Source organism: Photobacterium profundum (genome assembly GCF_003026285.1).
Taxonomy (GTDB): Bacteria; Pseudomonadota; Gammaproteobacteria; order Enterobacterales; family Vibrionaceae; genus Photobacterium; species Photobacterium profundum.
The window spans coordinates 152,690-178,116 of sequence record NZ_PYOD01000007.1; the positions used below are offsets into that span (position 1 = coordinate 152,690).

Here is a 25,427-nt window from a genome sequence, read left to right on the forward strand (position 1 = left end):
TTTCACTGATTAAGAGGCTATTTATATTTGCCCCTTAGTGAAATAGCAGCTATTAGTAATGACAGAAAACGCGACTTAGTGTTTATAAAAACGAAATAAGGACACAACTATGGCTACTCCACATATTAATGCTGAAATGGGTGATTTTGCTGACGTAGTACTGATGCCGGGTGATCCATTACGCGCGAAGTACATTGCAGAAACTTTTCTACAAGACGTAAAAGAAGTATGTAACGTACGTAGTATGTTTGGTTATACCGGTACTTATAAAGGTCGTAAGATCTCTGTTATGGGTCACGGTATGGGTATCCCTTCTTGTTCTATCTACGCGACAGAGTTAATTAAAGACTTTGGTGTTAAGAAAATTATTCGTGTGGGTAGCTGTGGTGCAGTACGTGATGACGTGAAACTACGCGATGTAGTTATCGGCATGGGCGCATCAACAGACTCTAAAGTAAACCGTATCCGTTTTGGCGGCCACGATTTTGCTGCGATTGCTGATTTCGGTATGGTACAAAATGCCGTTGATGCAGCAAAAGCAAAAGGTATCCCTGTTAAAGTGGGTAACATCTTCTCTGCTGATCTGTTCTACAATCCTGACTTTGAATTTTTCAAAACGATGGATAAATACGGTATCGTAGGCGTAGAAATGGAAGCGGCTGGTATCTACGGTGTAGCTGCTGAGTTTGGTGCTAAAGCACTGACTATCTGTACTGTTTCAGACCACATTCTACGTGGTGAAGCGACAACATCTGAAGAGCGTCAACTAACGTTCAATGAAATGATGGAAATCGCACTTGAATCTGTATTGCTAGGTGATGCAGACGAAGCATAATTTATCGATAATTCGATAATAGTAAACCAGATATAAAAAAGACGACCACGAGGTCGTCTTTTTTTATGACTGCAAGCTAACGGCTAAGTATTCTGGTGTAAATTGGTTGCTTGATTATCAATCTTTAGCATTGGCTGTCAGTAAAAATGGGAAGTGCCAGATGTCTTTACGGCGTCCGAAGGTGTAAGCCAGCAAGAAGCCGATAAGTAAGGCCGCAATAATGAGCCCTCGAACAATACTGGTCATTTCTTCTATCTGGTTATTGGCATTCTCGAGTAGTTTACCGTGTTCCAGTGTAATGCGCATAAAACCAATAATATTATCGCCAGAAAAGATGGGTTCTACAATTTGTTGGCGTCCAAAGCTTGCTATCGCTAAGGGTGTCGATAGCCCAGTGACTTGTTCAAGTGGCATGGCATCTTCGGTTTTCGCAAGGGTAATACCCTCTAAATCATAAATACTGGCATCTAAAATTAAGGCTTCTTGCGAGACTTGCTGAACAAGGGCTTTTAATTTGTCTTGGTTATTATCGACAACATCTTTTGAAGCACTCTCTGCGGCTTGACGAACAACGAGGCGAGACAATGACTGTGTTTGTTCACTGAGCACCTCGTAGTTACGTATATTCACATTAGAGCCATACTCCAGCATGGCAACTAAACCACCTAGACTGAAAATTAAGACAAATAATTGCCATGCTCGCTGTAATCGTGTTTTTTTTACTTTCATAATAACCAACGTAATTCAGTTATAAGCTTGGTAGAGTAGACGCATATTGTCTTATTCTACACTGCAAAATCAAACGATTGCCATATTGGGGCTTGCCCAAACAAATTGCAATAGGGTACTTTGATAGTAACAGCAAAGAGTAACTTGGGCGTGAAAGTGTCATCAATGGCTATAATAGAATGTAATTGCGCATAGCGTGTCATTATAAATAGCTTGGATTATGAATAAATAACAATCACGCCCAAGCTGTTTTTGAATTAAATGGATAGAAACAAACATGGATGAGCAACAACTACTTAAAATCAAAAAGCACACTTCGCTTAACAAGCGTTTTCCTCAAATATTAGCGGTACCTAACTTAACCAAGCAGAAAGCATCATGGTTATTGTATGGTCGGCATATTACTGAGCTTGATGTTCATAAGATAGGAGACAGTGCAGGGCAAGAGCTGGATATTGTCGCAGCATGGAAAGTGGGCTCATACGATGCATTATTGATTGGGAATGAATTAACCGATGAGTATGCAGCAGCTGTCATTAGCCAAAAGCTGGATTTTTCTCGTACCTCTGATTTGCCCGACCTGCTTGAGCCTGGGCTGATAGTGATGGATATGGATTCCACCGCGATTCAAATCGAATGTATTGATGAGATTGCTGTTTTAGCTGGGGTTGGTGAACAAGTTGCAGAAGTAACAGAACGTGCAATGCAGGGCGAATTAGATTTTGAGCAAAGCCTTCGTCAGCGTGTTGAGGCTTTAAAAGGTTCGGATGAATCGATTCTTGAAACTGTTCGTTCAACATTGCCCATGATGCCTGAGTTACGAGAGTTGGTGGCGACATTGCATGGATATGGTTGGAAAGTCGCTATTGCATCAGGTGGATTTACCTATTTCTCAGACTACTTAAAAGATGAATTGCACTTAGTGCATGCTCAATCGAATACGCTAGAAATTGTGGACGGTAAGCTAACAGGTAAAGTGTTAGGTGATGTTGTCGATGCGCAAGCAAAAGCAGATATTCTGTATGAACTTGCTGATGAATATGATATTGAACCGCACAATACGGTTGCTGTTGGTGATGGCGCGAATGATTTGGTGATGATGGCTGCTGCAGGTTTAGGGATAGCCTATCATGCGAAACCAAAAGTAGATGCTGAGGCACCAGTTGCTATTCGTCATGCAGATTTAGGTGGGGTGCTTTGTATCTTATCTGCATCGTTAATGCCTCAAAATGTGAGTTGGTAACATTTACTTATCTAGAATAGTTCTTCGGCTACTCTTGCGTATTTCGACATTAATCATTAAAAATCATTAAGCGTCATAAATAAAAAGGGCCATGATATGTCAACATCATGGCCCTTTTTATGCTTTGTATACTACGCCTAACAACTTAATTAATTTCGAGTCTAACCAGCACTTCATCCGTAACATCGAACATTTCACCACTGCCAATTAATGACGTAAACTCGACTTCTAATGCGCGTGCACGGTGCATCGTTAAGCGGGCTAATTGCCCTAACTCTTCGCCAATTAATGCCGTCATGGGGTTTAAAACAGGTACCGCAGTGATACGAATTGCGATGAACTCGCCTTGTTGACGAGCTTTTTTTACAAAATTGATTCGTTGCTCTAAATCATCAAACTCATCTAACAATTTACTCTCAATATGCTGGACAGAGTCACCTTTACGCTGAACCCAAAGGTAAACTTCATGCACGAATGGTTGACGAATTTCAACCGGACGCATGGTTTCAGCCAGCATTCGTTGTACCCGATTTTTAAAAATAGGCTGTAACGAAAATCCCTTGCCGTTAGCTAACTGATTAAACAACTTCGCGAGGGCGGGTAATGGGAAATTACACCCAATCGCTTTTACGGTGACTTTGTGATTAATCTTTTCAGCAAAATAAGGCACACAGTTTAGACGTGTTAGTAACATTTGGTGCATGGCTAATAATAGCGGACCTTTGGGTAAGGTTTCTTTGGATAAAAGCAGTTTTTTTTCATTATGATTGATTAATCGTCGTAAAAATTGTTCGCCTTTTAGAGCTTCTTCACCACTGCCAGACGTTAATTGAATGTTAAGACAGTCTGGACTAATCCTAATGATGCGGTAAGGCATTTTATCTAACGATGAATTTTTATCTAACTTGTGTAGTTGGGTAAATTTAATAATGACACTGTCGTCTTTCTTTGCGGCAAGTGGCTGTGCAAGACTGAGGTTTAACCCGCGAGTGGAGAAATCGATAGAGGCCCCGAGTACATTACCGAGCTCTGGGTGTTGGATCTCTACTGGGGTTTTAAATTTAAAACGATTTTCACTTCGCTGTGGTTTGGGATCGAAAAATACGCCTTTTGCTTGGCATATAGGATCGCGTTGGTGTCTAAATACATGCAAAGCTTTTGACGGTAATTGCGATTTAATGCTTAACCTGTAATCTTGCTGTGCTTGGTCATTGGTTAGGTTTTGCATGACCCCAATATGGGTTAAATGCTGGAACTGTTCCACCATTTCAGGTGCAATATCTTGTAGGCGTTCCAGATCATTCGATCCGATTGGGTATACCGTTATACGTGTGACTCGCCAGCTCTTACGTGTAGCCCCTATTTGCCAAAAGAGCTGTCGTTGCTCTTGGGTCATCTCTGGCAGTGCCGCAGAATAGAAAAACTTTTTATGATTATGCTCGTGGTAAAAACTGTAAATCAGAGTACTACATTGCTTCAATCCTGCTTTGCCAAGGGTTGCCATCCGTGCTTCTGACAGAAGGTGGTTGATAACAGGCTGGTTGCGTTCGTCGTGCCAATCTTCCCAAATATTTTGATTGTGCTCAGTTAACAGGCTGTATTTTAGTTCTGTGCCAGAGAAAAATAATGGCAAGCTAGCGGTATGTTTTAAAAAGCAATGCTCATAGCCTTTGGTGCGGGCTTGAATTACTTTGTCTTCATGGTTATTTCGAGAACGACTAGTGCTCAGGTTTTGATTCAGCTTGATAGTGTCTTTAATTACTTGGTTATCACCCAGTAGCGTTAAGCGTAACCATTTGAAGCTGTCGTTATCTTTATTATCATCAATGCCAAGAATGCGGTATTCAATATCTTTCGCAAGGCGGGCATCATTGCATTTTTCTGCCAACACAGGAAAACTGGCTTTCACTGTTTGACCAAGATTATATTTAAAGGCTGATGGTACTTTAAATTTAGCCCCTGAATAGGAAAGATCAGACGTCACCCCATGCACGGCTTGACCAAAAGGAAGGCGCAGATTCACTTGCGTCGATATTTGCAGGCGGTTTTCGTCACGTGTTAAGTAATGACCAAAACGAATCAGATTGGCATCAAACTGCGTATCTTGTTTTGTTTTTTCAGTTATTTGTGGTTTGAGTTTTTCTTGATGATGCAGCACGCGAAAGTTATTACGAGTATTGATTAATGCTTCATATAATCCGACTCGAAATTTGCCTCCGTATACTTTTATGCGTTTGTGATAAGTATTGATCGCGACATCATCTAACCAATGGGTGAGACCGTGGAGCTCATACGGGCGGCATTCTCCTTTTACTCGACCGCGAAGATCAACGATCTGCTGGCAAGGTGCCATCATACGCTTTATTTCGAGTTTGAGCTGAAGGCGAGTTGGGCCTGTTTCCTCATACGTTAGCATTAAAAAGACATCGTCGAAGTCTTCACTATCGTAAACGGGGATGAGTTGCTCGATTAGTCCTTTATATTCGTCCAGTAACATCTTATTTTCTGATACATTACTTGTGCTTCTATTATCTGCATTTTGCAGCAAATCTTAAGTGTGTAGTGAGATTAATCGATTAAAAACGTCTTTTAGCCGTAATTTCGATAAATATTGAGTGTTTGATCAATAAATTAGGATACAAAATGGCAAAAATGAAGCGCGCTTATGTGTGTAGTGACTGTGGGGCTGATTTTCCTCGTTGGCAAGGACAGTGCAGCGCATGTGCCGCATGGAACACTATTACCGAGTTTACAGTCCCTAAAACGAAAGCAGCGATAGGCTCTGTTAGCGCAGCAACCAGCTATGCAGGTGCTTCAACCAAAGTACAGAAATTGTCTGAAGTCGAAACCAAAGATTTACCGCGTTTTAGTTCAGGTATTGGTGAGTTTGACCGTGTTTTAGGTGGCGGCATTGTTCCGGGGTCAGTATTACTCTTGTGTGGTGACCCAGGGGCGGGTAAATCAACGTTACTATTGCAAAGTATTGGGGCGGTAGCGGCAATAAAATCGGCATTGTATGTGTCAGGTGAAGAATCTATTCATCAGATCTCTCAACGTGCAGAGCGATTAAAAACCCAAAACATTGATAAAATTAATGTTGTCGCTGAAACGTCGGTTGAGCAAGTTTTACATTTAGTGACTCAACTGAAAGCTGAATTCGTTATTATTGATTCGATTCAAACCATGACGGTCGCACACAATGATTCTGCAGCAGGAAGCCCAAGCCAAGTCAAAGAATCTGCAGCTGCCTTAACGCGTTTTGCCAAGACGGAAGGCGTCACCTTTTTACTGATTGGTCATATTAACAAAGATTCGAATGTGGCTGGCCCTATGCAGCTAATCCACATTGTGGATGGATTGTTTGCTTTATCTTCGACATCAGATGAAAAGTTTCGCGTATTACGCACTTCTAAAAACCGTTTTGGTGCTGATTCAGAATCGTGCTTCTTTGCAATGACCGAACAAGGCATGAAGCAGGTAAAAAACCCCTCTGCTATTTTTTTGAGTCGTTCAGATAAGAACCATGCAGGATCAGCCTGTACAACGTTGTGGGAAGGGACACGTCCGTTGTTGGTAGAAATCCAAGCATTGTGTAATAACTCCGTGACAGAGAACCCTCGTCGCTTATCGGTTGGTTATGACTCTAACCGTTTAGCCATGTCGATTGCCGTATTAGCTAGGCACGGTGGTGTGATGCTGTCAGACATGGATATCTTCGTGAACTGCGTCGGTGGGATCAAGATTGAAGAAACCTCTGCTGATTTGGCCGTATTGTTATCTATCTTCTCGAGTTTCAAGAATCAGCCAATTCCACAGGATGTACTGGTGTTTGGTGAAATCGGTTTGAATGCAGATATTCGCCCGGCAGCGAATGGCATGGAACGTATTCGGGAAGCGGCTAAGCAGGGCTTTACGCGCGCGATTGTACCGAAGGCGAATGCGAGCCGGAAAATTAACGGTATTGAAATTATTGCGGTAGAAGATTTGCAAGAAGCGTTAGAAGCCTTTGATCGTGTGTCTTAGATTATCAGATACAACTGCCAGTAATATGGCTTGATAAGGGTTCATCGATAGTGACGTATTGATAAGCGATGAAAAAAAACGAGAGCAGATGCTCTCGTTTTTTTATCTTTTTTTTTAAGGGCTGGGGGGGATGGTTATAATCATCAACCTGTTCGGTATCACCCTAGAGTTTTCGCTCGTCACTTGAAACTGCTTGGGTGCTCGCAGTATCGATTGGATCTGCGGGCTGGGGTACGTATGTTAGTTGCACTTGCATTGAAACGACATTGTTGACCATTTCTAACAGTGCAGCCCATTGTACTGTTTTTTCTTTTTCAAACAGATTATCAAAATTATCAGGTGTCCAATCGACAAACGGGCGAGGGTTAATCGCTCGTCCTAAGAAGCGGATTTCGTAATGTAAATGCGGACCTGTAGACATGCCTGTATTGCCTGTCCAGCCAATTAAATCTCCCTTACGGACAAACTGTCCTCGTTTTACATTGAACTTACTCATGTGAGAATAAGAACTCGTAAAACCAAGAGAGTGATTCAATTTTAAATGATTGCCGTAGCCTTTGTTACTTGGGCGAACAAGCTCTATTACTGCATCTGCGGGGGCATAAATTGCCGCACCTGTATTCGCTGCAAAATCTAACCCGCGGTGACTTTTACGTTTGCCCGTTATTGGATGAATACGGGTGCCAAAACCGGATGATAGACGGACATCATCGGTAGGGTTACCGTTAGGTATTAAGCGAAATAATGTCCCCCTAACAGCAGAGCTAATTGCCGCACTATCAATTCGCTGATCGAGAGTAATGTCTTCAGGGCTATCGCCTTGTAAACCTAAAATCGTTTCTACATCATCAACGCGCTGGGTAAGACGCAATAGTTCTGCATTCTTATCTGCAAGCTGTTTGGTGAGATTGTCATTTGTGGTGTTTTCAGCTGTCAGTGATTCAGACAGTTGCTCTGCTTGTACATTTAATTGACTTAGTTGGTAATCAGAAGATTGCGTCTGCTGATAGAGAAAATAAATACTGTAGCCGCCACCTATTAAAAGAGAGAGAAGTACAGTTGATAGCAATACGACATAACGTTTTTTAAAACGGTTAATACGGTAATGTGAGGTTCCTCGGTTATCTGAAACCGAGATGCATATATTGTCAGACATGATGAATAATTCGTTTCTACTGCTCGTTAATAGATCTTTCTAAGTCGGCAAGTTGTTCTAACTCGCGATGTAATAGTTCATCAGTTCCGATGTTCAATTCGACTAGGCGCTTTAAGTGGCTTGCGCTATCAATATCCATATGTTGAATACGCATGCGTAAATAATCATTACAGTGTCGAACTAATTGGGTGTCCATGACCAATTCGATATCGCATTCATGTAAGCAGAAGCGAACGGTGTAGCATGTATCTTGACTCGGCTGCCAGTCTGCTGGGCGGGTTAATAGTATCCCTTGCAACGAGAGATCACAGACATCAGTAGTCCATTCATCATTGGCCTGAGAAAGCGTTGCTGATGACTGATAAATAATGCGCATGAAATGACGACGTTCAACCATAATCTTCTTATTTTTTGAATTATCGTCACATAAGTTTAAAGAGAAAAGAGATTTATCTCTAGGAATATGATCACAAATTTATTAAAACCAGTTGCTTATTAATGCAAAGTTAAAGAAATCGGCATTATATCTATGGTTAAGTGATAAAACGAAGCGTTTTGTATTGTTCGATTATGAATGGGAAGGGATATCAAAGGTCTATATTTGTGTTGTTATAAGATTTCCATATAAAAAATAAGAGCCGAAATATCAGCTCTTTTTAGTGTTATTAACGGTGACTACATTACTTAGTCATACGCTTGTATTTAATGCGATGTGGCTCTGCAGCTTTTGCACCCAATGTCTTCTTCAACCAATCGGTGTATTCGGTGTAGTTACCTTCATGGAAGTTAACTTTGCCTTCATCACGGTAGTCTAGAATATGGGTCGCAATACGGTCGAGGAACCAACGGTCGTGCGAGATAACCATGGCACAACCAGGGAACTCAAGTAAGGCTTCTTCTAGTGCTCGAAGTGTTTCAACATCCAAGTCATTGGTTGGTTCATCGAGTAGTAATACGTTACCGCCCGCTTTTAGCAGTTTCGCTAAGTGAACACGGTTGCGCTCACCACCAGAAAGGTCGCCAATGCGTTTCTGCTGATCACTGCCACGGAAGTTAAAGCGTGACACATAAGCGCGTGCTGGTACTTCGTAGTTGTTGATACGAATAATTTCAGCACCTTCAGAAATTTCCTGATAAACGGTGTTGCTATCATTCATGCTATCACGGAACTGATCAACAGACGCTAGGCTAACCGTTGTACCGAGTTCTACCGTACCTGAATCAGGTTGTTCAGCACCACTTAGCATTTTAAACAGTGTTGATTTACCGGCACCATTGGCACCGATAATGCCGACGATGGCCCCTTTTGGCATGCTGAACGATAGATCATCGATCAATACGCGATCACCGTATGACTTCGTTAGGTTGGTTACATCAATAACCTTGTCACCTAAACGCTCACCCGGTGGGATAAACAGTTCATTGGTTTCGTTACGTTTCTGGTGGTCGTTAGTATTAAGCTCTTCAAAGCGCGCCATACGTGCTTTTGATTTCGCTTGACGACCTTTAGGATTTTGACGAACCCATTCAAGCTCTTTAGCAATTGTCTTTTGACGTGCATTTTCTTGAGATGATTCTTGCTGTAGGCGTGCATCTTTCTGTTCAAGCCAAGATGTGTAGTTACCTTCCCATGGAATACCTTCACCACGGTCAAGCTCTAGAATCCAACCAGCTGCATTATCAAGGAAGTAACGGTCGTGGGTAATCGCCACAACAGTACCTGTGTACTCACATAGGAAGTGCTCAAGCCATGCTACTGATTCAGCATCTAAGTGGTTTGTTGGTTCATCAAGTAACAGCATGTCGGGCTTATCAAGCAATAAGCGACAAATTGCCACACGACGGCGTTCACCACCAGACAGTAATTTAATCGGTGCATCCCATTCAGGAAGGCGCAATGCATCAGCGGCACGCTCTAGAGTATTTTCTAGATTATGGCCGTCTTTGGTTTCGATAAGGGCTTCAAGCTCACCTTGCTCCTTAGCAAGCACATCGAAATCTGCATCAGGTTCAGCATACGCTGCATAAACCGCATCAAGACGTGTTAAGGCGTCTTTTACGTCAGAAACTGCTTCTTCAACAATTTCACGTACTGTTTTTTCTTCATCAAGAACAGGTTCTTGAGGAAGGTAGCCTATCTTCAAACCTGCTTGTGGGCGTGCTTCACCCTCAATTTCCGTATCAAGGCCAGCCATGATACGGAGCAGGCTTGATTTACCTGAACCATTCAAGCCTAAAACACCAATTTTGGCGCCGTGGAAAAAGCTTAATGAAATATCTTTAAGGATTTGACGCTTTGGTGGAACAATTTTGCCCACGCGCTGCATGGTATAAACGTATTCAGCCATATCAGTTTATGATCTCTAATCTAAAATGAAGAAGGTATTTTACCCAATCTAGACATAAGATTAACAGCATTGTTCATAATTAGCGTTTACTATGAATAAATATCATCCTAAAACCGAAATGGAGTTTTCTTGTGCTTAGTTTTTCTGTCCATAAGGTAGTAACCGTAACCGTGGTGATATTCGGTTTAAGCTGTGTGCCAGTAAGTCACGCCTCTAAGCTTGATCAGCAACGTGAGTGGTATGTACAAGCGGGTAAAGCGTTAGATAAGAGAGATGATGATGGTTATCGTCAATTACGTCAAAAATTAGATGAATACCCTTTAACGCCATACTTAGATTATCATGATTTTTCTAAAGATCTCAGCAAGAAAACACCCGCGCAAGTAGCTGAGTTTGTTGCTGATTATAAGGATCTCCCTTTTAATACGACAGTGAAAGGGAATTACTTAAATTATCTTGCAAGCACAAAACGCTGGAATGATTTTTTAACGGTTCAACCCAATGAACCCAACGGGCAAGCATTAAAATGTTATTACTATTATGCGCAAAGCCAGAAGGGAAATAAGGATCTTGCTTGGCAGGGGGCCAACGCGCTTTGGCTAACCGGTACCTCTATCAGCGATGCGTGTGATCCATTATTGTCCGATTGGACGAAAGCGGGTAAACGCACGAATCAGTTAATTCTCGATCGTATGTTATTGGCTTACGATCAAGGCAACAGCGGCTTGTTGAAATATCTTGATAAACAATTATCAGGAACGAGCCAAGCGATAGGTGACGATATGTTAGGTTTATTAGATAAACCACAGAACGTCGCTGATTTTGCCAAACGCAGCAAAGTTACCGATTTTAACCAGCAGATAGCAGAAGCCGCTTATAAACGCTTAGCCCGTAAAGATGTGAAAGAAGCAGTTAAACAATTTCAGCGTACCGTTGATGGGCAACACCTTAAGCCATCACGTGCCCAACACATTGCGGATTACACAATACTAAGGTTAATGTCGACAGATAAGTCCGATCTTATTCAGTGGCGTGATAGCAAGCTAGAAACCAGTTCCAGTGTTAATGCGCTAGAGCGCCGTATTCGATTGGCGTTACGCGAAGCTAATTATACGGAAGCTGAAAAGTGGGTGAATCGTTTACCACAAGAAGCAAAAGACACCACGCGTTGGACATTCTGGCAAGCCTATTTTCTTGCGCGTAACGGTAAAAAATCAGAATCGAATAAGCTGTACAGCTCGATTTTAGGGCAACGTGATTTCTACAGTGCTGCGGCGGCAACCGTGTTAAACAAGCCGATCGTCTATCCAACCCAAACGGTGCCAGAGAGTATTGCTAAGCAAAGTAAGCAGTACACGACAACCTTGGTACGTATTCAAGAGCTGATAGCACTGGATAAGTCGCTTGATGCTAATCGTGAATGGTATTACCTATTAAGTGGAAAGACGGTTGAACAAAAGCGTATGTTGGCTGCTTATGCGGGCAAACATAAATGGCACCATTTAGCGGTACAGGCAACCATTTCTGGCCAGTTGTGGGATCACGTTACATTGCGTTTTCCGATGGCTCATAAGTGGTGGTTTGATTTCTTCAGCAAGCAACGTGACCTGCCAACTCCGACGATGATGGCATTGGCTCGTCAGGAAAGTGCATGGAACTCACGAGCACAATCTCCAGTTGGGGCGCGAGGCTTGATGCAATTGATGCCAGCCACCGCTAAAGAAACGGCTAAAAAGCTAGGGCGTAATTATACCGGGAAAAACAGTTTGTTTGATCCGGGGGTCAACATTCGTCTTGGTAGTGGCTACCTGAAAATGATGCTAGAACGCTACGATGATAACCGTGTCTATTCGTTTGCTGCGTATAACGCAGGTCCTAGTCGAGTGAATCGTTGGAAGGGCCAAAATAGCGGTTCTCGTGATGTTTATACCTTCATTGAAGCAATTCCATTTAATGAAACCCGTGGTTATGTACAGAACGTTTTAATGTTTGAAATATACTACAGTGACTTGATGGGTAAAAAATCGACATTACTTAAAAAGAATGAATTAACAACCCGTTACTAGAGGGTGTTTGACGATGATTTAGCAAGGCTGAAATCTTGCTGAATCAATCAAATTAGTGTGCAACAGGATCAGAACAGGTTAACATTCCTTGAAGATTCAAAACGCCTTAATGAGGTTTACATGTCAACAACTCCGGAAACGGCTGATTTTACCGAGTGGCAACAGGTCGTCGATTTACTTCGTCAGGCAGCATTAGAGCAGAAAGATGACGTGATGCTGAAGCTATTGCTAACCCCGGATGAAAGAGAGGCGTTATTGGCTCGGGTGAATATTCTTCATGAGCTAATGAATGGGCAACGTAGCCAACGAAAAATTAGTGAATTGTTAGGGGTTGGGGTAGCAACGATTACCCGAGGATCTAATGAATTAAAGCATCAGAGTGACGATACAAAAGAATGGCTGGCAGAGTTACTAAAGAAGCAACAGCAATAAGTTCTCCAATAAGCCAGTTGCTCTGAATACATCAAATCCTGTCACGATACTTTTTTCAATAATGAGTATCGTGACAGGATTTTTTAATACCTGACGTTTTGATAATTAGTGGCATTGGTATAAGTTAACGGCAAGGAAACCATTGTTCATTCATAAATGGAATTAAGGCCAGAATCAGGGCTTGTTGATAGACCGAACTGCGGCTGAGTGTATGGTTGGTTAACATTGCAATGGCTCCACCTTTTTGCTTAACGTTTTGTTGATTAAACATATCGTCCATCACATCACCAAGCTCAATGCCTTGTTGGATTTTTTCTAACGCAATAGGGGGCAAAGGCAAAGAAGCAGAGCGTGCTTCACCGCGTTGCTTATGGTTTTCAATCACCATCCACGCGAAGGTAGAATTCCCATCGATTCCCGCTTCCAGTCCGACGTAAAAATCAGCATCAGCCTGCAACTTTCGTGCATTCTTAACACGGTTTCTTGCACCGAGTAAGGTTTCGTCTGCACATAAAGGCTGATCTCTTACTTCGCTGGCGACACTAATGCCTTCAACAGTAAAGGATTGTTCAGGGAAAGCTTGCGAGAATGCTGAAGAAACAGCAGAAATTTTTGCCGGATTGGTAGAGGCAACGATAATTTTTGACATGATTTACCACTAGCTAAGAATAATATCGACGGTTTTTTTTACCCTCGCTATTCTACGTAGTCATAAAGTGAATACCAACCTAAACAAGTGTCAGACCATTTGAATAAATCGAAACAGCCTGTTTTGATATTCTTTCTAGTTAAAAGCCTAGGTTGGTATATACCCACATAGCTATTACAAGCTGTGTTTAACGATCGTAAGCCCAATCTGATTGAATGATGTAGCCGTGAACTTTAAATTCATCATTATTGACAAAGAGGTTAGGAAAATCGGGTTGTGATGTCGAAAAGATGACACCATCAGCTAATTGAGTCATGTGATAAAAATCAGGCTCACTGTCACGTACCGATGCAAATACTGGTTGTTTAGGGCGGTAAGTCGCTTGCTTGGTGGCTAATGCATAGCTGCCAATCGGTGCACATTGTGAAATGTTTTCGTTATCAACAAATAAACCTAAACAATCATCACGTTCAAGGTGTTGTGGTATTACGCGCTTACTGACTACATTTACGGATTCACCGTCGATGAAAGATCCAAAATCTTTACGGTGAATAATCGGGATGTAAGTACAGGTTGAACCTTGTGAAGACTCATGAGTAATCGCTGTTGTTGCTTGAGTACCTGTATCGATTTGCCCAGTTAAGAGGTAACCGATAGACGTATTTAATGTCTCTGCGATTCTTTCTAGCTCACGGACTTCAATACCGTATTTACCCGATAACTTACGGCTCATTGTTCCTTGCTGAAGACCCAAAGATTCGCCAAGTTGCTTTTGGCTAATTCCTTGGATTTTAGCTAACTGTTTAATTCTTTCTAAATATCCCATTATAAGGCTTCCCGCTACCGTCATACGAATGCAAAGGGCATTCTTAAAAGTCATACCTAATTCTACTGATATCCTTATCAAAGGAATCTATGGGGTATAAAAATTGCGATTGATTTCGTTAAAGGAATATAGTTTACAATAAGAATGGGTAAAAAATGGAACAAAATTCACGTCGAGAATTAAGATTTTTATCAAGAACATGTTTTAGTGAAGGCAATTTATAAAATAAAGAGAAGATGCTGACCCATAAAGGACTTCTTTTTTAACCGTAAGATAAAGGTAACCGATACATTTTATATATGATTGGTGTCGTCATTCACCATTGTTATTATCTGATTCTTATGGTTATTATCTTATTTTAGGCTGTTGTTACTGTTTTAGTGATAGCTCTGTGGGATTCACTACGGTTTCTACTTTAAATTTCATGTGAAAAATGGCGTCTTAATTTACTGGTTTATCAAGAGGCGTCATGGCAAATTCTGCTCGGCGTCTAATGGGTAAAAACAGTGAATGCCTCATAGGAATATGAAAGAAGAGTTAGTGATACTATCGCGTTATATTTGAGTAATTGTAAATCTATATACTTGTGGGCTGAATCTCGTTAAAACATCTGATTTCTTAGACCTTTTTGTGACAATATTCTTTCGTTGTTATACTCATTTAAGGCTCTTGAAAAAGTTTTAATTACGTTATTTATTACTAATAAATATGTTTTGGGCTTAGTACTATTAACAACAGTTTATTGTTGGTTCAAGCTATCTAGCTATTACATTCCTTTAAATAAACCTTGCGCAGTTCGGCTAACAGGCAGCTTTTGCCCATCAACGATAACTGACATTCTTCCTGCTAGATCTTTCTTCACTTTTTCAATGGTTGCGACATTAACGACTGTTGAACGATGTATTTGCCAAAATAAATCAGGATTTAGCTGTGCGAGCAACTCTTTCAGTGATGTGCGAATAATATATTCTTGAACTGCGTTATTGGGTAATCGCTTAAACACTGATACATATTTGTCTTCCGCTTTAAAATAGAGCACATCGGATATCGCGATTAAATGAATGTCATCACCTGCGCTGGCTTTTATCCAAGTGAGGTATTGTGGATCAGACTGAGTTGATAGCTGTTGAATTTGCTGGATCAATGCCGATATGTCGGGTTGCGATTGTGCCTTTGAGGGGGGCTGTTGTTTTGATTGCTGCACTGACAGCTGGTGCTGTAATTTATTGCAGGCAGTCAGTAAGCGTGATTCGGAAATAGGTTTTAATAAGTAATCAACCGCACTTTGCTCAAATGCTTTTACCGCATATTCATCATACGCAGTAATAAAAACAATCAAGGGTGAGGTAGGCATTCGTTTGAGTTTTTTAGCCAGTGCCATACCGTCTAATTCTGGCATGCGAATATCAAGAAATACAACGTCTGGTTGATGTTCATTTATTTTTAACCAAGCCTCTTTTCCATTTTCAGCACTCGCCACAATGCTGAGCTCTGGCCATACTTCGGCTAAAGAACGGTTTAAATGATGGCGTAAAAGCGGTTCGTCATCGGCAATTATCGCGGTTGAAAATTGTGTCATCTTATCTGTCCTTAGATCGTTTAATTTACTAGCGAACTCATGGTGCTAATCATGCTTTTCGATGGGTAGGATTAAGGTTGAAATGACGCCACCAGCTTGATGCTCTTTTATCGATATACTGGCTTTGCCGTCAAATAACATGTCTATGCGCTGGCGAATATTTTCTAGCCCTAATCCATGCCCAGCAGCATGCGGGGTGGGGCTAAATCCTGCCCCGTTATCCGTTACGCTGATCTGCATAGTTTTACCAATATTGACTATATCGAGTGTGACTTTCCCACCCTTGGCTATGGGTTCAATACCGTGTGTTAATGCATTTTCGATTAACGGTTGAATTAATAGCGGTGGTAATTCCTGAGTTGATGTGATGCCATCGATATTGATGACATAGTTTAACCTCTCCCCAAGGCGTATTTGTTGGATCTGCAAGTATGCCTCAACCAATGAGACTTCTTGCTCAACCGTAGTGTGTTGGTGCCGAGTGTTATTGAGTGTTGCGCGCAGTAACTCAGTGAGTTTTTCTAGCATTAATTTGGCTTTATTGCTGTCAGTTTCGATCAGCACACTGATTGTGGCGAGCGTATTGAATAAAAAATGTGGTTCGATCTGACTTTGCAGCTGCTTCAGTTGGCTGACTAACAGTACTTTTTCTTGTTCTGTTTGTTTTCTTTTAAGGGTTTCGAGCTCTTTATCGGCAATGAGTTTTTGTTCTTTTGAATAAAAGAAGTAGTAGCAAAAGCCAGTAAAAATAAGCCCAAGTAATATGACAGGTTTTAGGTTATTCCAACCATTACCACCAAGGAAATCATTTACCCAATACTGCGCATTTAAAGTACCAAAGACCATCGAGAAACTCAGAGTGCAGATAATTTCTCGTTGGCGTGAAATCGAAGGAAACACAAGATGAATAAGCTTGGCACTGAAAATCGCACTATAGCCAAAACCGAAGCTGATAATGAGGTGTTTTAAAAGAGAATTAGACCAAACTGCTTGAGTTGTTAAGGCAATGATAAAACAAAAAATACTGGTTAATAAGAACGACTTACCCCATGAATAATTCGTTTCTTTTTTTTCGTCCATTTGTATATTGCTCATTAGAATCGCCCTTTCAGGTTTAGCAAAATCATATGCTGATCTGGCAAATTAGCATAAGCTGAATTTGATTGCCCAGTCAAAAATCGTGCTGCAAGTTCCAAATTGAGAGAGGCACTTCCAGTATCTATCCATTCATAGTTCAGCCACTGTGTCGCAATAATCCCATTATCTTGCGGGGAGTAAAGCAAATCAAAGGTTGGGGTTACGTGTTGAATCCAATTGATTTTTCGGCTCCAATCCCATTGTGCCCATGCTGTTGAATTGAGTGACCAATGCAACATCACATTGTGCTGAACAATATTGCTATGTTGGAAACCTTGCGCATACGATGCACTCAATGCTGTGTTTTGCGATGTTCCAGTCTGAGTTGAACTTGTCGATGGTGTTGCTATTTTATTTAAGCTGGTGGTGGTATCGATCGCTTCTTGCCATTGCGATGAAGTCCAAGCTCGGCTGTCATACCAGTACTCTAAAATAATACTATTGCCCACTTCATTAGCCCACGTTAACCCCAATAGGGTTTGAAAAGCGTTACCTTGCTCACCTAAAACAACGGGGTGCTGGCTCGAATTTGGTAGTTCATAACCTAGGCTTTGATGTTGGTAAGTGGCAGAGCCATGAAATTCCCAAGCGAGATCTAATACAGACACCATGCTGCCACCGATTAATCCATGGCGTACATCGTCATAGTAAGCCAGCCATTGGTATTCTTGTTCGCCCTGCATCCCATAGTGGCGAACGCCAATGCCTTGTTGTTGAGATTGCAGCTCTAGGTCATTAAGTGATTGCGATGTCCATGATGAATCGGTGTAAAGCAGCGTCCATTCACCTGTCGCATCGAAAACAGATAATGCCACTACGCCAGCCCCTTCTTCTGCGACTATTCCAACGGGATTTCTGCGATATGGCTTAATGATATCAAGCGGACGATAACCGTAACCTACGCCCCAATCCAATCGAATTTTACCCAATGTGACATCAATGTACTGTTCACCGAGAGCTTCATTCGCCAAGGAAAAACCGCCTTGCCAATACAGCTCTCGAATAATGAATTCAGCGCTAGGATCATTGTTTGACTCACTGTATGGAGAGGTGTTTTGGTAAGTATTTAAGAGAGAGCTTGAAGCTCCGCCTTGAGTCTCTGAATATAGGTCAGTAGTTTTAAACGAAATCAATCCTAGCCATTGTTTGTATCCCACTTCCACTTCTAATAATCCATCAATGGTTTGACGGCTATCAGGTTGTGGCGGAATAAATGGCGAGTTTCTTGATTGCACGCTTTCAGTACTGATCATCCAATCCCAATGTAGTGATAAATTACTATTACTGGCGGCTGAATATGGCGTATTCAGTAACACAAGGATCATAAGAACCCCGATGTTATTGAATGCTTTAATCGCCTTATTTTTATTCATGATTATAGCTCTGACACACTATTGCGAGACAAATACGCCGGGTTGTAATATTTATCTTCTAGCGTCTGGCGCGAGATTGCTTGATATTCAATGATCGTCTTTTTATTGGGTTGGATCTTATCAAGTAGAGTCATGGCGACAACGCTGGTTACCCCTTCACGCAAACCTTGAGTAAACCACGCTTGTTTTGCCATTTTCCCTGAACGTAAATACAGATCTGCTTTGATTGGGAAATCATTATTGGCGTCTAACCACAGATCAATGGTTTGATAGCTTGCCCCTTTGGTTTTGGCGGTCAATTTTAATTGGTGGGTTGTTACTTCTGTGCCATTAGGTGTTTTGATGGATGTCGATTTTACCCATTCACCTTGATAATCTTCACTCCAAGTGAGTGTTGATATATCTCCAACGGATGCTTCACCCAGTAATTTTTGCATGGGGGTAATACGAATAGGGCGACGGCTTTTGGGCATCAATAACCAATAATTATCTTCAATCATCAGCATTTTTTGCCCTGCTTCCACTGCTGATTTAAATACCACCAGTGACTCGCGATTAGGGCGGGTATATACATTGTACTGGCGCGTTTTATCTAACGTGTTTGACTTATAAAGCTTCACTAGTGAAACCACTTTTGCAGCGCCGGGATGAATACGGTAGCTATCGGCTTTGCTTATCATTGTTGTTACGGCTTGCTGGTTTCTGTGTTTAGGCTGAGCAATCTTTTCAAGTTGGGTTAAGCTTTCAGGTTGCGCTATGCCTTCAAGTTGGTCAATACTTTCATTAGCCAAAACCAACGACGATATAGGTAATGTAAGTGCCAGTAAAACAGCGCAAACCAGCGTTCGGTTGAATTGAAAACGACGTGCCGTGTGAGGGCTAAAATAACTATTAAACATAAATTAATGCCTCGGTAATGGGTTTGTTTACGCCTTTACGTGCAGAGAAAAATGCAGCCAATAAACAAATAAACATCACACCGAAAGTGGTAAACGCGACAAGCTCAAATGAGAAATAAATATTCAGCGGGTAGCCTTCACTTCTGCCGGGCGGAGGGGGCATTTGAACATCGACAAATAATAACAATACACACGTTAAGGCGTTAGATACCGCGCCTAACATGCTACCAATGAGTGCTAATAATCCGGCTTCGCATAAAAAACCTCGAATGATCTCTGACGGGTAACTGCCAAGGGCAGATAAGGTGCCGATTTCTCGAGTTCTTTCCGTCACTGTCATGGTCATGGTGTTAAATAGAGCGACGAATACCACCAAGCCCATTACTGCTCCCATAATGCCGAAGATGCGGTCATATAAATCTTTTACTTTTTTGTAGAAGAATGCGCGATCTTGCCAAGGGGTGATTTCAATCGGCTGAGACAAGTGATCTGACGTTTTTGATAATTGGTCCGATGTTTTTGATAATAGGTCAGAAGAGCTGGATAGCTGATGAAGTTTTTCGCTAATACGTTGCTGCACGGCATTTGTTTGTGCTGTTTCAAATAAGAATACGGATAAAGTGCTGACTTTGTCGCTCGCTAATAACTCTTGTGCACTTGTTATATGGATGTACAGCTGGCGTTTATCGAGATCAGGCACACCAGTTGAATAGATGCCACGTACATTGAAATCGAATGCGTTAAGTGCCCCGTCACTAGTGGTTGCAAGTAATGTTACCCAATCACCAATGTTTACTTTTAGATTGCGAGCTAAATCGACCCCTAGCATCACCTGTGGTTCGGCAGGATCATAACGGCTAGAGGTAATATCAGACAGGGTTTGACCAGCTCTCATATCAAGGAACGGTCCTTTCATATTAAACTCACGCTCGTTAACACCAGTGCCCATGAATATGGTCGACTTACTGCCATTAGAAACTAAACCACTGAAGTAAATACGTGGTTGAATACCGCGTATGGCATCATCGGCGATAATTTGTTTGATCAATGCTTGGCTGTTATCCAACCCATTGCTGAGCGGCATGTCTTCATCTTGGGTGAAGTAGCCGGGTTGACTTAACGTTAGGTGTCCGGTGTCTCTTGCGGTCGATTCTTTTAGTGATTCATAGGTGTATAAACCAAAGCCACCAGCGCTGGTGAGGGCGAATACCGCAATGGCGATAATTAGGATCGACAACAAGCTACGTCGTCCATTGCGTAATAAATTCAACCAAGCAAACCGAAGTGATACCGGAAAGTGCGGTAATCGTGCCGCTAACTTGCCCATGACATGCCCCTTATATCGCTAGCGTGATTAACAAGTCGTCCATCAAATAGCGCGATGCTTCTATCGCAACGGGTCGCCATGCGAGGATCATGAGTCGCGACGATAAATGTGGTGCTCATTTCATGCCCCAGCTGCTTCATTATATCGATCACTACGTTAGCGCTTTGACTGTCTAGGCTCGCGGTCGGTTCGTCAGCAATAACCAAGGTTGGCTTATGAACCAATGCCCGAGCAATCGCGACACGCTGCTGTTGTCCGCCAGAAAGGTTATCGGGTCTATGTTGAGTAAAATCGCCCAATCCCACTTTTTCTAACATCTGTAATGCAAGTTCGTCTTGTTGCTGTTTACTGAATCCATTGAGGTGTAGCGGGTAAGCGACATTTTCAAGTGCCGTCATGACTGGGACTAAGTTGAACCGTTGGAATACAAAGCCAAGCTTTTGGCGACGCACTTTGGCTGCGGCTAATCGCTCTGTTGGGTAAGCTGTTCCATCAAGCGTGATTTCGCCTTGGTAATCCATATCCAGTAATCCAAGAATATTCAGTAGGGTGCTTTTTCCTGAACCTGAAGGCCCACATAGAGCAATCATGTCACCTTTTTGAATATGCCCGTCGATACCTTGCAAAGCAGGCACTGATTGATTGCCTAGTTGGTAAGTTTTTTGTATTTGATTAAATCGGATCATCGTTTTCCCCTTTTCCTTAGGCTTCGCTGACCATGTTTATTACGAGTCATCTCTGGTGCTAGGTGCTAGAGATTAGGCTGTAGATATTAGATATTAGGTATTAGTGATTAATGCTTTTGCGGCGATGGTATCGGCATGTTGAGGACCTTTACTCTCCATGATCTGTAACCATTGGTTAGCTTGTTCAAGATCGTTAGCACGAAGAGAGGCTTTAATGGCGTAGTGATAAATCCACGCTGTTGCCGCAAAGTGTTGTTGTTCAAATTGAGGTTCAGACAGCAAACCGATAAACAGATCGTATCCACGTTCGAAGTGATTAAAGAGATCGGGCAGTTGGGAATAAGTCACCGCTGCCATGGCTTGGGTTAAGTAAGCTTCAGGCAAGCCCTGAACGATATCTTGTTGATCGAGAGGCGTATTAAGATTGCCTAATAAGTTCAGCGCTTTATCTATTGTTGCCAATCCTTTTTCGGTGAACTTCATTTTGTTCCATGGCAGAAAAGCATCCCTGCCTTGTAACGCTTGTGTACTGCCGAGATAAACCAGATTAACTGGGGTGGCCCCTTGTTTATTCAGGTTGTCATTCAGCTGTTTATATACTTCATCAACTTTACTTTCGTCGCCCGAAGCTGCTTGGTTATACAGTGCTAAGGTCTCTACTGAAGGGGTTGCCTGCGCAGGGTTTATGGCTGTAACAACAATGCTGCTTAATACGATGCCAACAATGGCCAGTGAATAACGGGTTATTTTATCTATGCGATAAAAAGCTGAATGCTGCGCTTGAATTGTCATGGTTGCTGTCCTTTTCATATGTTGATGCTGAAAGGTTACTGACAAACATGCTTCTATTCTTATCAATGCGATGAACGGACTGTATTGCAGATAAACGGTAAGTGGGGTAGATAGCAGGTAAAGTTGCACCTTGAATGTAATTTTACTGTCAGAATTATCAGTAGCGAGTGTTGGTGTCTGTCAGTCGATTTGAATTGAGGCTATTCTTTACTCTCGATAATAAAGAGGGTGAGTAATGAAAAAAGCAGTAATCGTAGGTCTTGTGAGTGCCGCTTTGGCTGGTTGTGGTGGCTCTGACTCGTCAGATAGCAATGGTACAGGTACTTTTTCATTAGCCTTTTCTGATGCTCCTGTTGATGGTCTAGATCGAGTCTGTGTTGCCTTTGACCAGATTTCAGTTCATCACGCAAATGGTGGCGAATCGAGTTGGGGCACAACATCTTTTGCTGCTGATCAAAGCTCACCTGAATGTGTACCCCCCGGTTTGACAATTCCTTCTGATAGCAACGGTAACCCTGAGTTTATGGTGATTAACTTGATGGCATATCAAGGTAATGATTCGCTACAAGTATTAAGCGATGAACTGATGGAATCGGGTAAATACACTCAAATGCGACTATCAGTGCTAGAAAAAGGCACTTATAGTAATGGCACACCGTATTCCCATGTGGAAGAAACCGATACCAATAGCGTGGAAGGTATTCGAGTACCCAGTGGCGAGCTAAAATTAGATGGTTTCGATGTTGTTGCGGATGCAACACAAGCTTATACGCTCGAGTTCGATTTGCGTAAGAGTATGGTGCAAAATGCCAATGGCTATCAGCTAAAACCACGTGGCGTACGCTTAGTTAATAATGAAAGTGTTGCAGCAATCGATGGCACTGTGAGCAGTAGTGCCTGTAATGATTATATAAACAATATTAATGATGCCTTCGTTTACGTTTACCCAGCTTCAACTGATGATCACGGTGACTTAGGATCTGAATTTGAACCATATACTTCTGTTGCTGTTAATGTGAATCCGTTAACTCAGAATGGCACATTTGATGTTGGTTATGTTCCATTCGGCACTTATGATCTGGCACTGGTGTGTAATGGCAGCGAAGATCATCCTGAAATAGGCGGCGATCAACTAGAGATTGCAGACCCTATTCAACAAGATCTAATACTGTCTACAACAGGTTTAACGGTCAGCTTTTAAATTTATAATTGAATGTGAAGAATATCTGCTTGGTTACAAGCTGATATTCTAGGTCGCCTTAGATTCATTATCTTTTTTGAGCTTACTGATACTCAATTTCTACCATACAATCTGGCTAATATACCTTTTACTTCCATGAATAAAGGGTTATTAGCCATGAAAAAAATGTCCATTTCACTTATCGTTATGTGTTCCCTTCTGTCATCCCATTCAAATGCTTCAGACTCTGCACCTCAAATTGTCTCTTCTCAAGATGAAGTCTACGGCATCATTTTTTCGAACCCAAAGGGCGATATGAATCTGCTTCTCGCGGGTACACAAGAATGTCAGCAACTTGCAGGCAGTGTTGCGTCTACCGCAACAAATGCTGACCCTGTTAACGGTAGTGGTGTAAGAGGCGCGGCGAAAGGAGCTGCTGCAGGTGCAGCCGTCGGTGCAATTTCAGGAAACTCGGGTAGTGACGCTGCAAAAGTGGGGGCTGCTGTTGGGCTAGTCGGTGGTCGATTAAGTAAAAATTCAGAACAGAATGCGCAACAAACCAATAGCGAACAAGAGCAACAAATGGTGATGCGTAACTGTATGTCTGAACGAGGCTTCAATGCGCTTAATTAACACCGTAATGCTTTTAACGTCATTACCCATATTTAGTGTTTATGCGAAAGAAGACTCACAGGAAAATATTGATATGAGTGATCCAACTGCGGTGTATTCTGCGGTTGGTATATCACTCAATAGCGAACAAAACGTCGATATAAGTGGATCTGTTGCGTGGGATAATAATCAGCTTTTAGTTGAAACGAATAACGGGGCAAATTCATTAGGTTTGACCTACGCCTATATGGAAGAAGGCAGTGGTCTTTATGCTGAGGCAGATATTAATACTGACTTGCGTTCTTATAGCGTAGGTGGGGTAACAACGCTTGAGGCTACCGACTGCCTCAAGTTTTACCCTGTCGCGATGCTTGGTTTTATTAATGATGAAACGACTGAAGATTCAACAGCCATCACAACCTTGGGTACATATACCAGATATACCATAGGAAAAGGGCTCCATTTGGGGCTTGATGCCTTCTATATACTAGGGACGCAAGGCTATGATGACTATGCGGTTGATGCCTTTCTTGGCTATCAATATCAACGGCATCGCTTACGTTTAGGTATCGATCAAGATGAAGAGATTGAACTAGAGTACAAAATTGCATTCTTTTAAATACAACATACTCAAGCGAGAGAACAGCATTCTCTCGCCGTCTATACCGATTTTTAACGCCTTTTGTTGTTATGCCTAAACGTAAATAGGGTTTATAACAATTTAATATACAGCTGACGGTCATCTTCTGATGGCTTAAAACCTACCGTTTCAAGATAAGAACGATGTTCTACATTACTTGTACGTACATGAAGCGTGTTAATACCTCGGCTCTTTATAACCTCGGGATTCGTCTCGAAATAATAAGTCCCAATTTTAAAGTCACGGTACTCTTCAATAACATAATCTAATAAAACGTTCAGCACCCCGTTTTCATCTTTAGAGCCAACTAACACCCCCGCAATATTATTATTACGCAGCATATAAAAAGCGGTATTTGATAATTTCAGTTCTTCATTCGACACTTGCAGTTCGATGTCTTTTTTATTCGTTTCTATAAAATGTAAAAAGTACTCTGAATCCGTAGAGGCTGTAATTAACTTAAAGCGTTCTTTAACACTGTAAATTTTATATAGGAAGTAAACATTAATCCCCGCGATACCAAGATTCATTAACATGGTTGGAAGTGAATCGATAAAGTACGCAAAAGCGGCGAAAAGTAAGCAACCTGTAAAGTTGATCACCCTTAGCTTTACGATAGAAGTCATCGTCAAAGACACTAATACAACCAGTGATGCGAGATAGCCAAACCATTCCACCCAATCAAATTCCATTTTGATCTCCTTATGTTTTAATTACTTGTTAAAGATAGCATAAGAAAAATAGGAATCTGACTACAGAAGATCAATGAATAACGTTATAGAGACTTCAGGTAAGTATTGTCAGGGTGCGGTCAGCTCAAATTTGATATTAATAGTGCTCAAAATAGACTGATTTTTTGCATTAACATTCTCATTAATATTCAACCATATGAGAA

At 41.7% G+C, this 25,427-nt stretch carries 23 protein-coding genes; 8 read left to right on the forward strand and 15 right to left on the reverse strand.

What is annotated here, in order from left to right; translation table 11 throughout:
• Positions 1–109: 109 nt before the first annotated feature.
• Complete coding sequence (gene deoD, locus C9J48_RS17475) at positions 110–835, forward strand: purine-nucleoside phosphorylase (protein WP_006230712.1); 726 nt, start codon at positions 110–112, stop codon at positions 833–835.
• Positions 836–952: 117 nt separating this feature from the next.
• Here the strand turns inward: deoD and C9J48_RS17480 are convergent, their stop codons facing one another.
• Positions 953–1,564 (reverse strand): YtjB family periplasmic protein, encoded by a 612-nt coding sequence (locus tag C9J48_RS17480; protein ID WP_006230713.1) that lies wholly within the window; start codon positions 1,562–1,564, stop codon positions 953–955.
• 277 nt (positions 1,565–1,841) lie between these two features.
• Here C9J48_RS17480 and serB point away from each other — a divergent pair, with 277 nt between their 5' ends.
• On the forward strand, positions 1,842–2,807 hold the full coding sequence (serB, locus tag C9J48_RS17485; protein WP_006230714.1) for a phosphoserine phosphatase: 966 nt from the start codon (positions 1,842–1,844) through the stop codon (positions 2,805–2,807).
• Positions 2,808–2,952: 145 nt separating this feature from the next.
• On the opposite strand, the gene C9J48_RS17490 is transcribed toward serB, so the two are convergent.
• Complete coding sequence (locus C9J48_RS17490) at positions 2,953–5,304, reverse strand: PilZ domain-containing protein (protein WP_006230715.1); 2,352 nt, start codon at positions 5,302–5,304, stop codon at positions 2,953–2,955.
• A 146-nt stretch (positions 5,305–5,450) separates the two neighbouring features.
• Between C9J48_RS17490 and radA the strand changes: the two genes are divergently transcribed.
• Positions 5,451–6,830, forward strand: coding sequence for a DNA repair protein RadA (gene radA, locus C9J48_RS17495; RefSeq protein WP_006230716.1), 1,380 nt, complete (start codon positions 5,451–5,453; stop codon positions 6,828–6,830).
• Positions 6,831–6,993: 163 nt separating this feature from the next.
• Here the strand turns inward: radA and C9J48_RS17500 are convergent, their stop codons facing one another.
• The 3 genes from C9J48_RS17500 to ettA all read right to left on the reverse strand — a co-directional run bounded on the left by C9J48_RS17500 (position 6,994) and on the right by ettA (position 10,334).
• Positions 6,994–7,986 carry a M23 family metallopeptidase gene (locus tag C9J48_RS17500; protein WP_006230717.1) on the reverse strand — a complete coding sequence of 331 codons (993 nt, stop codon included), beginning with the start codon at positions 7,984–7,986 and terminating at the stop codon, positions 6,994–6,996.
• A 16-nt stretch (positions 7,987–8,002) separates the two neighbouring features.
• The gene (locus C9J48_RS17505) at positions 8,003–8,383 is read right to left on the reverse strand and encodes a PilZ domain-containing protein (protein ID WP_006230718.1); all 381 of its coding nucleotides are present in this window, start codon (positions 8,381–8,383) and stop codon (positions 8,003–8,005) included.
• Positions 8,384–8,666: 283 nt separating this feature from the next.
• Entirely contained in the window at positions 8,667–10,334 is a 1,668-nt protein-coding gene (gene ettA / locus C9J48_RS17510; protein ID WP_006230719.1) for an energy-dependent translational throttle protein EttA, read from the reverse strand.
• Positions 10,335–10,465: 131 nt separating this feature from the next.
• Here ettA and sltY point away from each other — a divergent pair, with 131 nt between their 5' ends.
• Together sltY and trpR are read left to right on the forward strand one after the other, a co-directional pair.
• Positions 10,466–12,400: a murein transglycosylase gene (gene sltY, locus C9J48_RS17515; RefSeq protein WP_036803279.1), complete on the forward strand. Its 1,935-nt coding sequence runs from the start codon at positions 10,466–10,468 to the stop codon at positions 12,398–12,400.
• Positions 12,401–12,520: 120 nt separating this feature from the next.
• Positions 12,521–12,832, forward strand: coding sequence for a trp operon repressor (gene trpR, locus C9J48_RS17520; RefSeq protein WP_006230721.1), 312 nt, complete (start codon positions 12,521–12,523; stop codon positions 12,830–12,832).
• Positions 12,833–12,956: 124 nt separating this feature from the next.
• Here trpR and yjjX read toward each other — a convergent pair whose 3' ends face one another.
• The 9 genes from yjjX to C9J48_RS17565 form a co-directional block, all read right to left on the reverse strand.
• On the reverse strand, positions 12,957–13,481 hold the full coding sequence (gene yjjX, locus C9J48_RS17525) for an inosine/xanthosine triphosphatase (RefSeq protein ID WP_006230722.1): 525 nt from the start codon (positions 13,479–13,481) through the stop codon (positions 12,957–12,959).
• A 187-nt stretch (positions 13,482–13,668) separates the two neighbouring features.
• Positions 13,669–14,307, reverse strand: coding sequence for a helix-turn-helix domain-containing protein (locus C9J48_RS17530; RefSeq protein ID WP_006230723.1), 639 nt, complete (start codon positions 14,305–14,307; stop codon positions 13,669–13,671).
• Positions 14,308–15,073: 766 nt separating this feature from the next.
• Positions 15,074–15,886 (reverse strand): LytR/AlgR family response regulator transcription factor, encoded by an 813-nt coding sequence (locus C9J48_RS17535; protein ID WP_006230724.1) that lies wholly within the window; start codon positions 15,884–15,886, stop codon positions 15,074–15,076.
• 45 nt (positions 15,887–15,931) lie between these two features.
• Positions 15,932–16,966 (reverse strand): sensor histidine kinase, encoded by a 1,035-nt coding sequence (locus tag C9J48_RS17540; protein WP_036803438.1) that lies wholly within the window; start codon positions 16,964–16,966, stop codon positions 15,932–15,934.
• Positions 16,967–16,980: 14 nt separating this feature from the next.
• Complete coding sequence (locus C9J48_RS17545) at positions 16,981–18,399, reverse strand: hypothetical protein (protein ID WP_373456047.1); 1,419 nt, start codon at positions 18,397–18,399, stop codon at positions 16,981–16,983.
• Positions 18,399–19,295, reverse strand: coding sequence for an outer membrane lipoprotein-sorting protein (locus C9J48_RS17550; RefSeq protein WP_006230727.1), 897 nt, complete (start codon positions 19,293–19,295; stop codon positions 18,399–18,401). Before C9J48_RS17550 ends, C9J48_RS17545 begins: the two co-directional genes overlap by 1 nt.
• Positions 19,288–20,622: an ABC transporter permease gene (locus tag C9J48_RS17555; protein WP_006230728.1), complete on the reverse strand. Its 1,335-nt coding sequence runs from the start codon at positions 20,620–20,622 to the stop codon at positions 19,288–19,290. The genes C9J48_RS17550 and C9J48_RS17555 overlap by 8 nt, the downstream gene beginning before the upstream one ends.
• Positions 20,610–21,308: an ABC transporter ATP-binding protein gene (locus C9J48_RS17560; protein ID WP_006230729.1), complete on the reverse strand. Its 699-nt coding sequence runs from the start codon at positions 21,306–21,308 to the stop codon at positions 20,610–20,612. The genes C9J48_RS17555 and C9J48_RS17560 overlap by 13 nt, the downstream gene beginning before the upstream one ends.
• 93 nt (positions 21,309–21,401) lie before the next feature.
• Positions 21,402–22,100: a hypothetical protein gene (locus C9J48_RS17565; protein WP_006230730.1), complete on the reverse strand. Its 699-nt coding sequence runs from the start codon at positions 22,098–22,100 to the stop codon at positions 21,402–21,404.
• 235 nt (positions 22,101–22,335) lie between these two features.
• Between C9J48_RS17565 and C9J48_RS17570 the strand changes: the two genes are divergently transcribed.
• The 3 genes from C9J48_RS17570 to C9J48_RS17580 all read left to right on the forward strand — a co-directional run bounded on the left by C9J48_RS17570 (position 22,336) and on the right by C9J48_RS17580 (position 24,511).
• Positions 22,336–23,301 carry a DUF4382 domain-containing protein gene (locus C9J48_RS17570; protein ID WP_006230731.1) on the forward strand — a complete coding sequence of 322 codons (966 nt, stop codon included), beginning with the start codon at positions 22,336–22,338 and terminating at the stop codon, positions 23,299–23,301.
• Positions 23,302–23,457: 156 nt separating this feature from the next.
• Positions 23,458–23,913, forward strand: coding sequence for a glycine zipper family protein (locus C9J48_RS17575; RefSeq protein WP_006230732.1), 456 nt, complete (start codon positions 23,458–23,460; stop codon positions 23,911–23,913).
• Positions 23,900–24,511: a hypothetical protein gene (locus C9J48_RS17580; protein ID WP_006230733.1), complete on the forward strand. Its 612-nt coding sequence runs from the start codon at positions 23,900–23,902 to the stop codon at positions 24,509–24,511. The genes C9J48_RS17575 and C9J48_RS17580 overlap by 14 nt, the downstream gene beginning before the upstream one ends.
• Before the next feature lie 92 nt (positions 24,512–24,603).
• On the opposite strand, the gene C9J48_RS17585 is transcribed toward C9J48_RS17580, so the two are convergent.
• Positions 24,604–25,224 (reverse strand): GNAT family protein, encoded by a 621-nt coding sequence (locus C9J48_RS17585; RefSeq protein ID WP_006230734.1) that lies wholly within the window; start codon positions 25,222–25,224, stop codon positions 24,604–24,606.
• Between the last annotated feature and the right edge of the window lie 203 nt (positions 25,225–25,427).

What these genes read in the sequence shown, in the direction of transcription:
- deoD (WP_006230712.1), top strand. Translation starts at nt 110, where the DNA reads ATGGCTACTCCACATATTAATGCTGAAATGGGTGATTTTGCTGACGTA.
- C9J48_RS17480 (WP_006230713.1), bottom strand. Translation starts at nt 1,564, where the DNA reads ATGAAAGTAAAAAAAACACGATTACAGCGAGCATGGCAATTATTTGTC.
- serB (WP_006230714.1), top strand. Translation starts at nt 1,842, where the DNA reads ATGGATGAGCAACAACTACTTAAAATCAAAAAGCACACTTCGCTTAAC.
- C9J48_RS17490 (WP_006230715.1), bottom strand. Translation starts at nt 5,304, where the DNA reads ATGTTACTGGACGAATATAAAGGACTAATCGAGCAACTCATCCCCGTT.
- radA (WP_006230716.1), top strand. Translation starts at nt 5,451, where the DNA reads ATGGCAAAAATGAAGCGCGCTTATGTGTGTAGTGACTGTGGGGCTGAT.
- C9J48_RS17500 (WP_006230717.1), bottom strand. Translation starts at nt 7,986, where the DNA reads ATGTCTGACAATATATGCATCTCGGTTTCAGATAACCGAGGAACCTCA.
- C9J48_RS17505 (WP_006230718.1), bottom strand. Translation starts at nt 8,383, where the DNA reads ATGGTTGAACGTCGTCATTTCATGCGCATTATTTATCAGTCATCAGCA.
- ettA (WP_006230719.1), bottom strand. Translation starts at nt 10,334, where the DNA reads ATGGCTGAATACGTTTATACCATGCAGCGCGTGGGCAAAATTGTTCCA.
- trpR (WP_006230721.1), top strand. Translation starts at nt 12,521, where the DNA reads ATGTCAACAACTCCGGAAACGGCTGATTTTACCGAGTGGCAACAGGTC.
- yjjX (WP_006230722.1), bottom strand. Translation starts at nt 13,481, where the DNA reads ATGTCAAAAATTATCGTTGCCTCTACCAATCCGGCAAAAATTTCTGCT.
- C9J48_RS17530 (WP_006230723.1), bottom strand. Translation starts at nt 14,307, where the DNA reads ATGGGATATTTAGAAAGAATTAAACAGTTAGCTAAAATCCAAGGAATT.
- C9J48_RS17535 (WP_006230724.1), bottom strand. Translation starts at nt 15,886, where the DNA reads ATGACACAATTTTCAACCGCGATAATTGCCGATGACGAACCGCTTTTA.
- C9J48_RS17540 (WP_036803438.1), bottom strand. Translation starts at nt 16,966, where the DNA reads ATGGACGAAAAAAAAGAAACGAATTATTCATGGGGTAAGTCGTTCTTA.
- C9J48_RS17550 (WP_006230727.1), bottom strand. Translation starts at nt 19,295, where the DNA reads ATGTTTAATAGTTATTTTAGCCCTCACACGGCACGTCGTTTTCAATTC.
- C9J48_RS17555 (WP_006230728.1), bottom strand. Translation starts at nt 20,622, where the DNA reads ATGGGCAAGTTAGCGGCACGATTACCGCACTTTCCGGTATCACTTCGG.
- C9J48_RS17560 (WP_006230729.1), bottom strand. Translation starts at nt 21,308, where the DNA reads ATGATCCGATTTAATCAAATACAAAAAACTTACCAACTAGGCAATCAA.
- C9J48_RS17565 (WP_006230730.1), bottom strand. Translation starts at nt 22,100, where the DNA reads ATGACAATTCAAGCGCAGCATTCAGCTTTTTATCGCATAGATAAAATA.
- C9J48_RS17570 (WP_006230731.1), top strand. Translation starts at nt 22,336, where the DNA reads ATGAAAAAAGCAGTAATCGTAGGTCTTGTGAGTGCCGCTTTGGCTGGT.
- C9J48_RS17575 (WP_006230732.1), top strand. Translation starts at nt 23,458, where the DNA reads ATGAAAAAAATGTCCATTTCACTTATCGTTATGTGTTCCCTTCTGTCA.
- C9J48_RS17580 (WP_006230733.1), top strand. Translation starts at nt 23,900, where the DNA reads ATGCGCTTAATTAACACCGTAATGCTTTTAACGTCATTACCCATATTT.
- C9J48_RS17585 (WP_006230734.1), bottom strand. Translation starts at nt 25,224, where the DNA reads ATGGAATTTGATTGGGTGGAATGGTTTGGCTATCTCGCATCACTGGTT.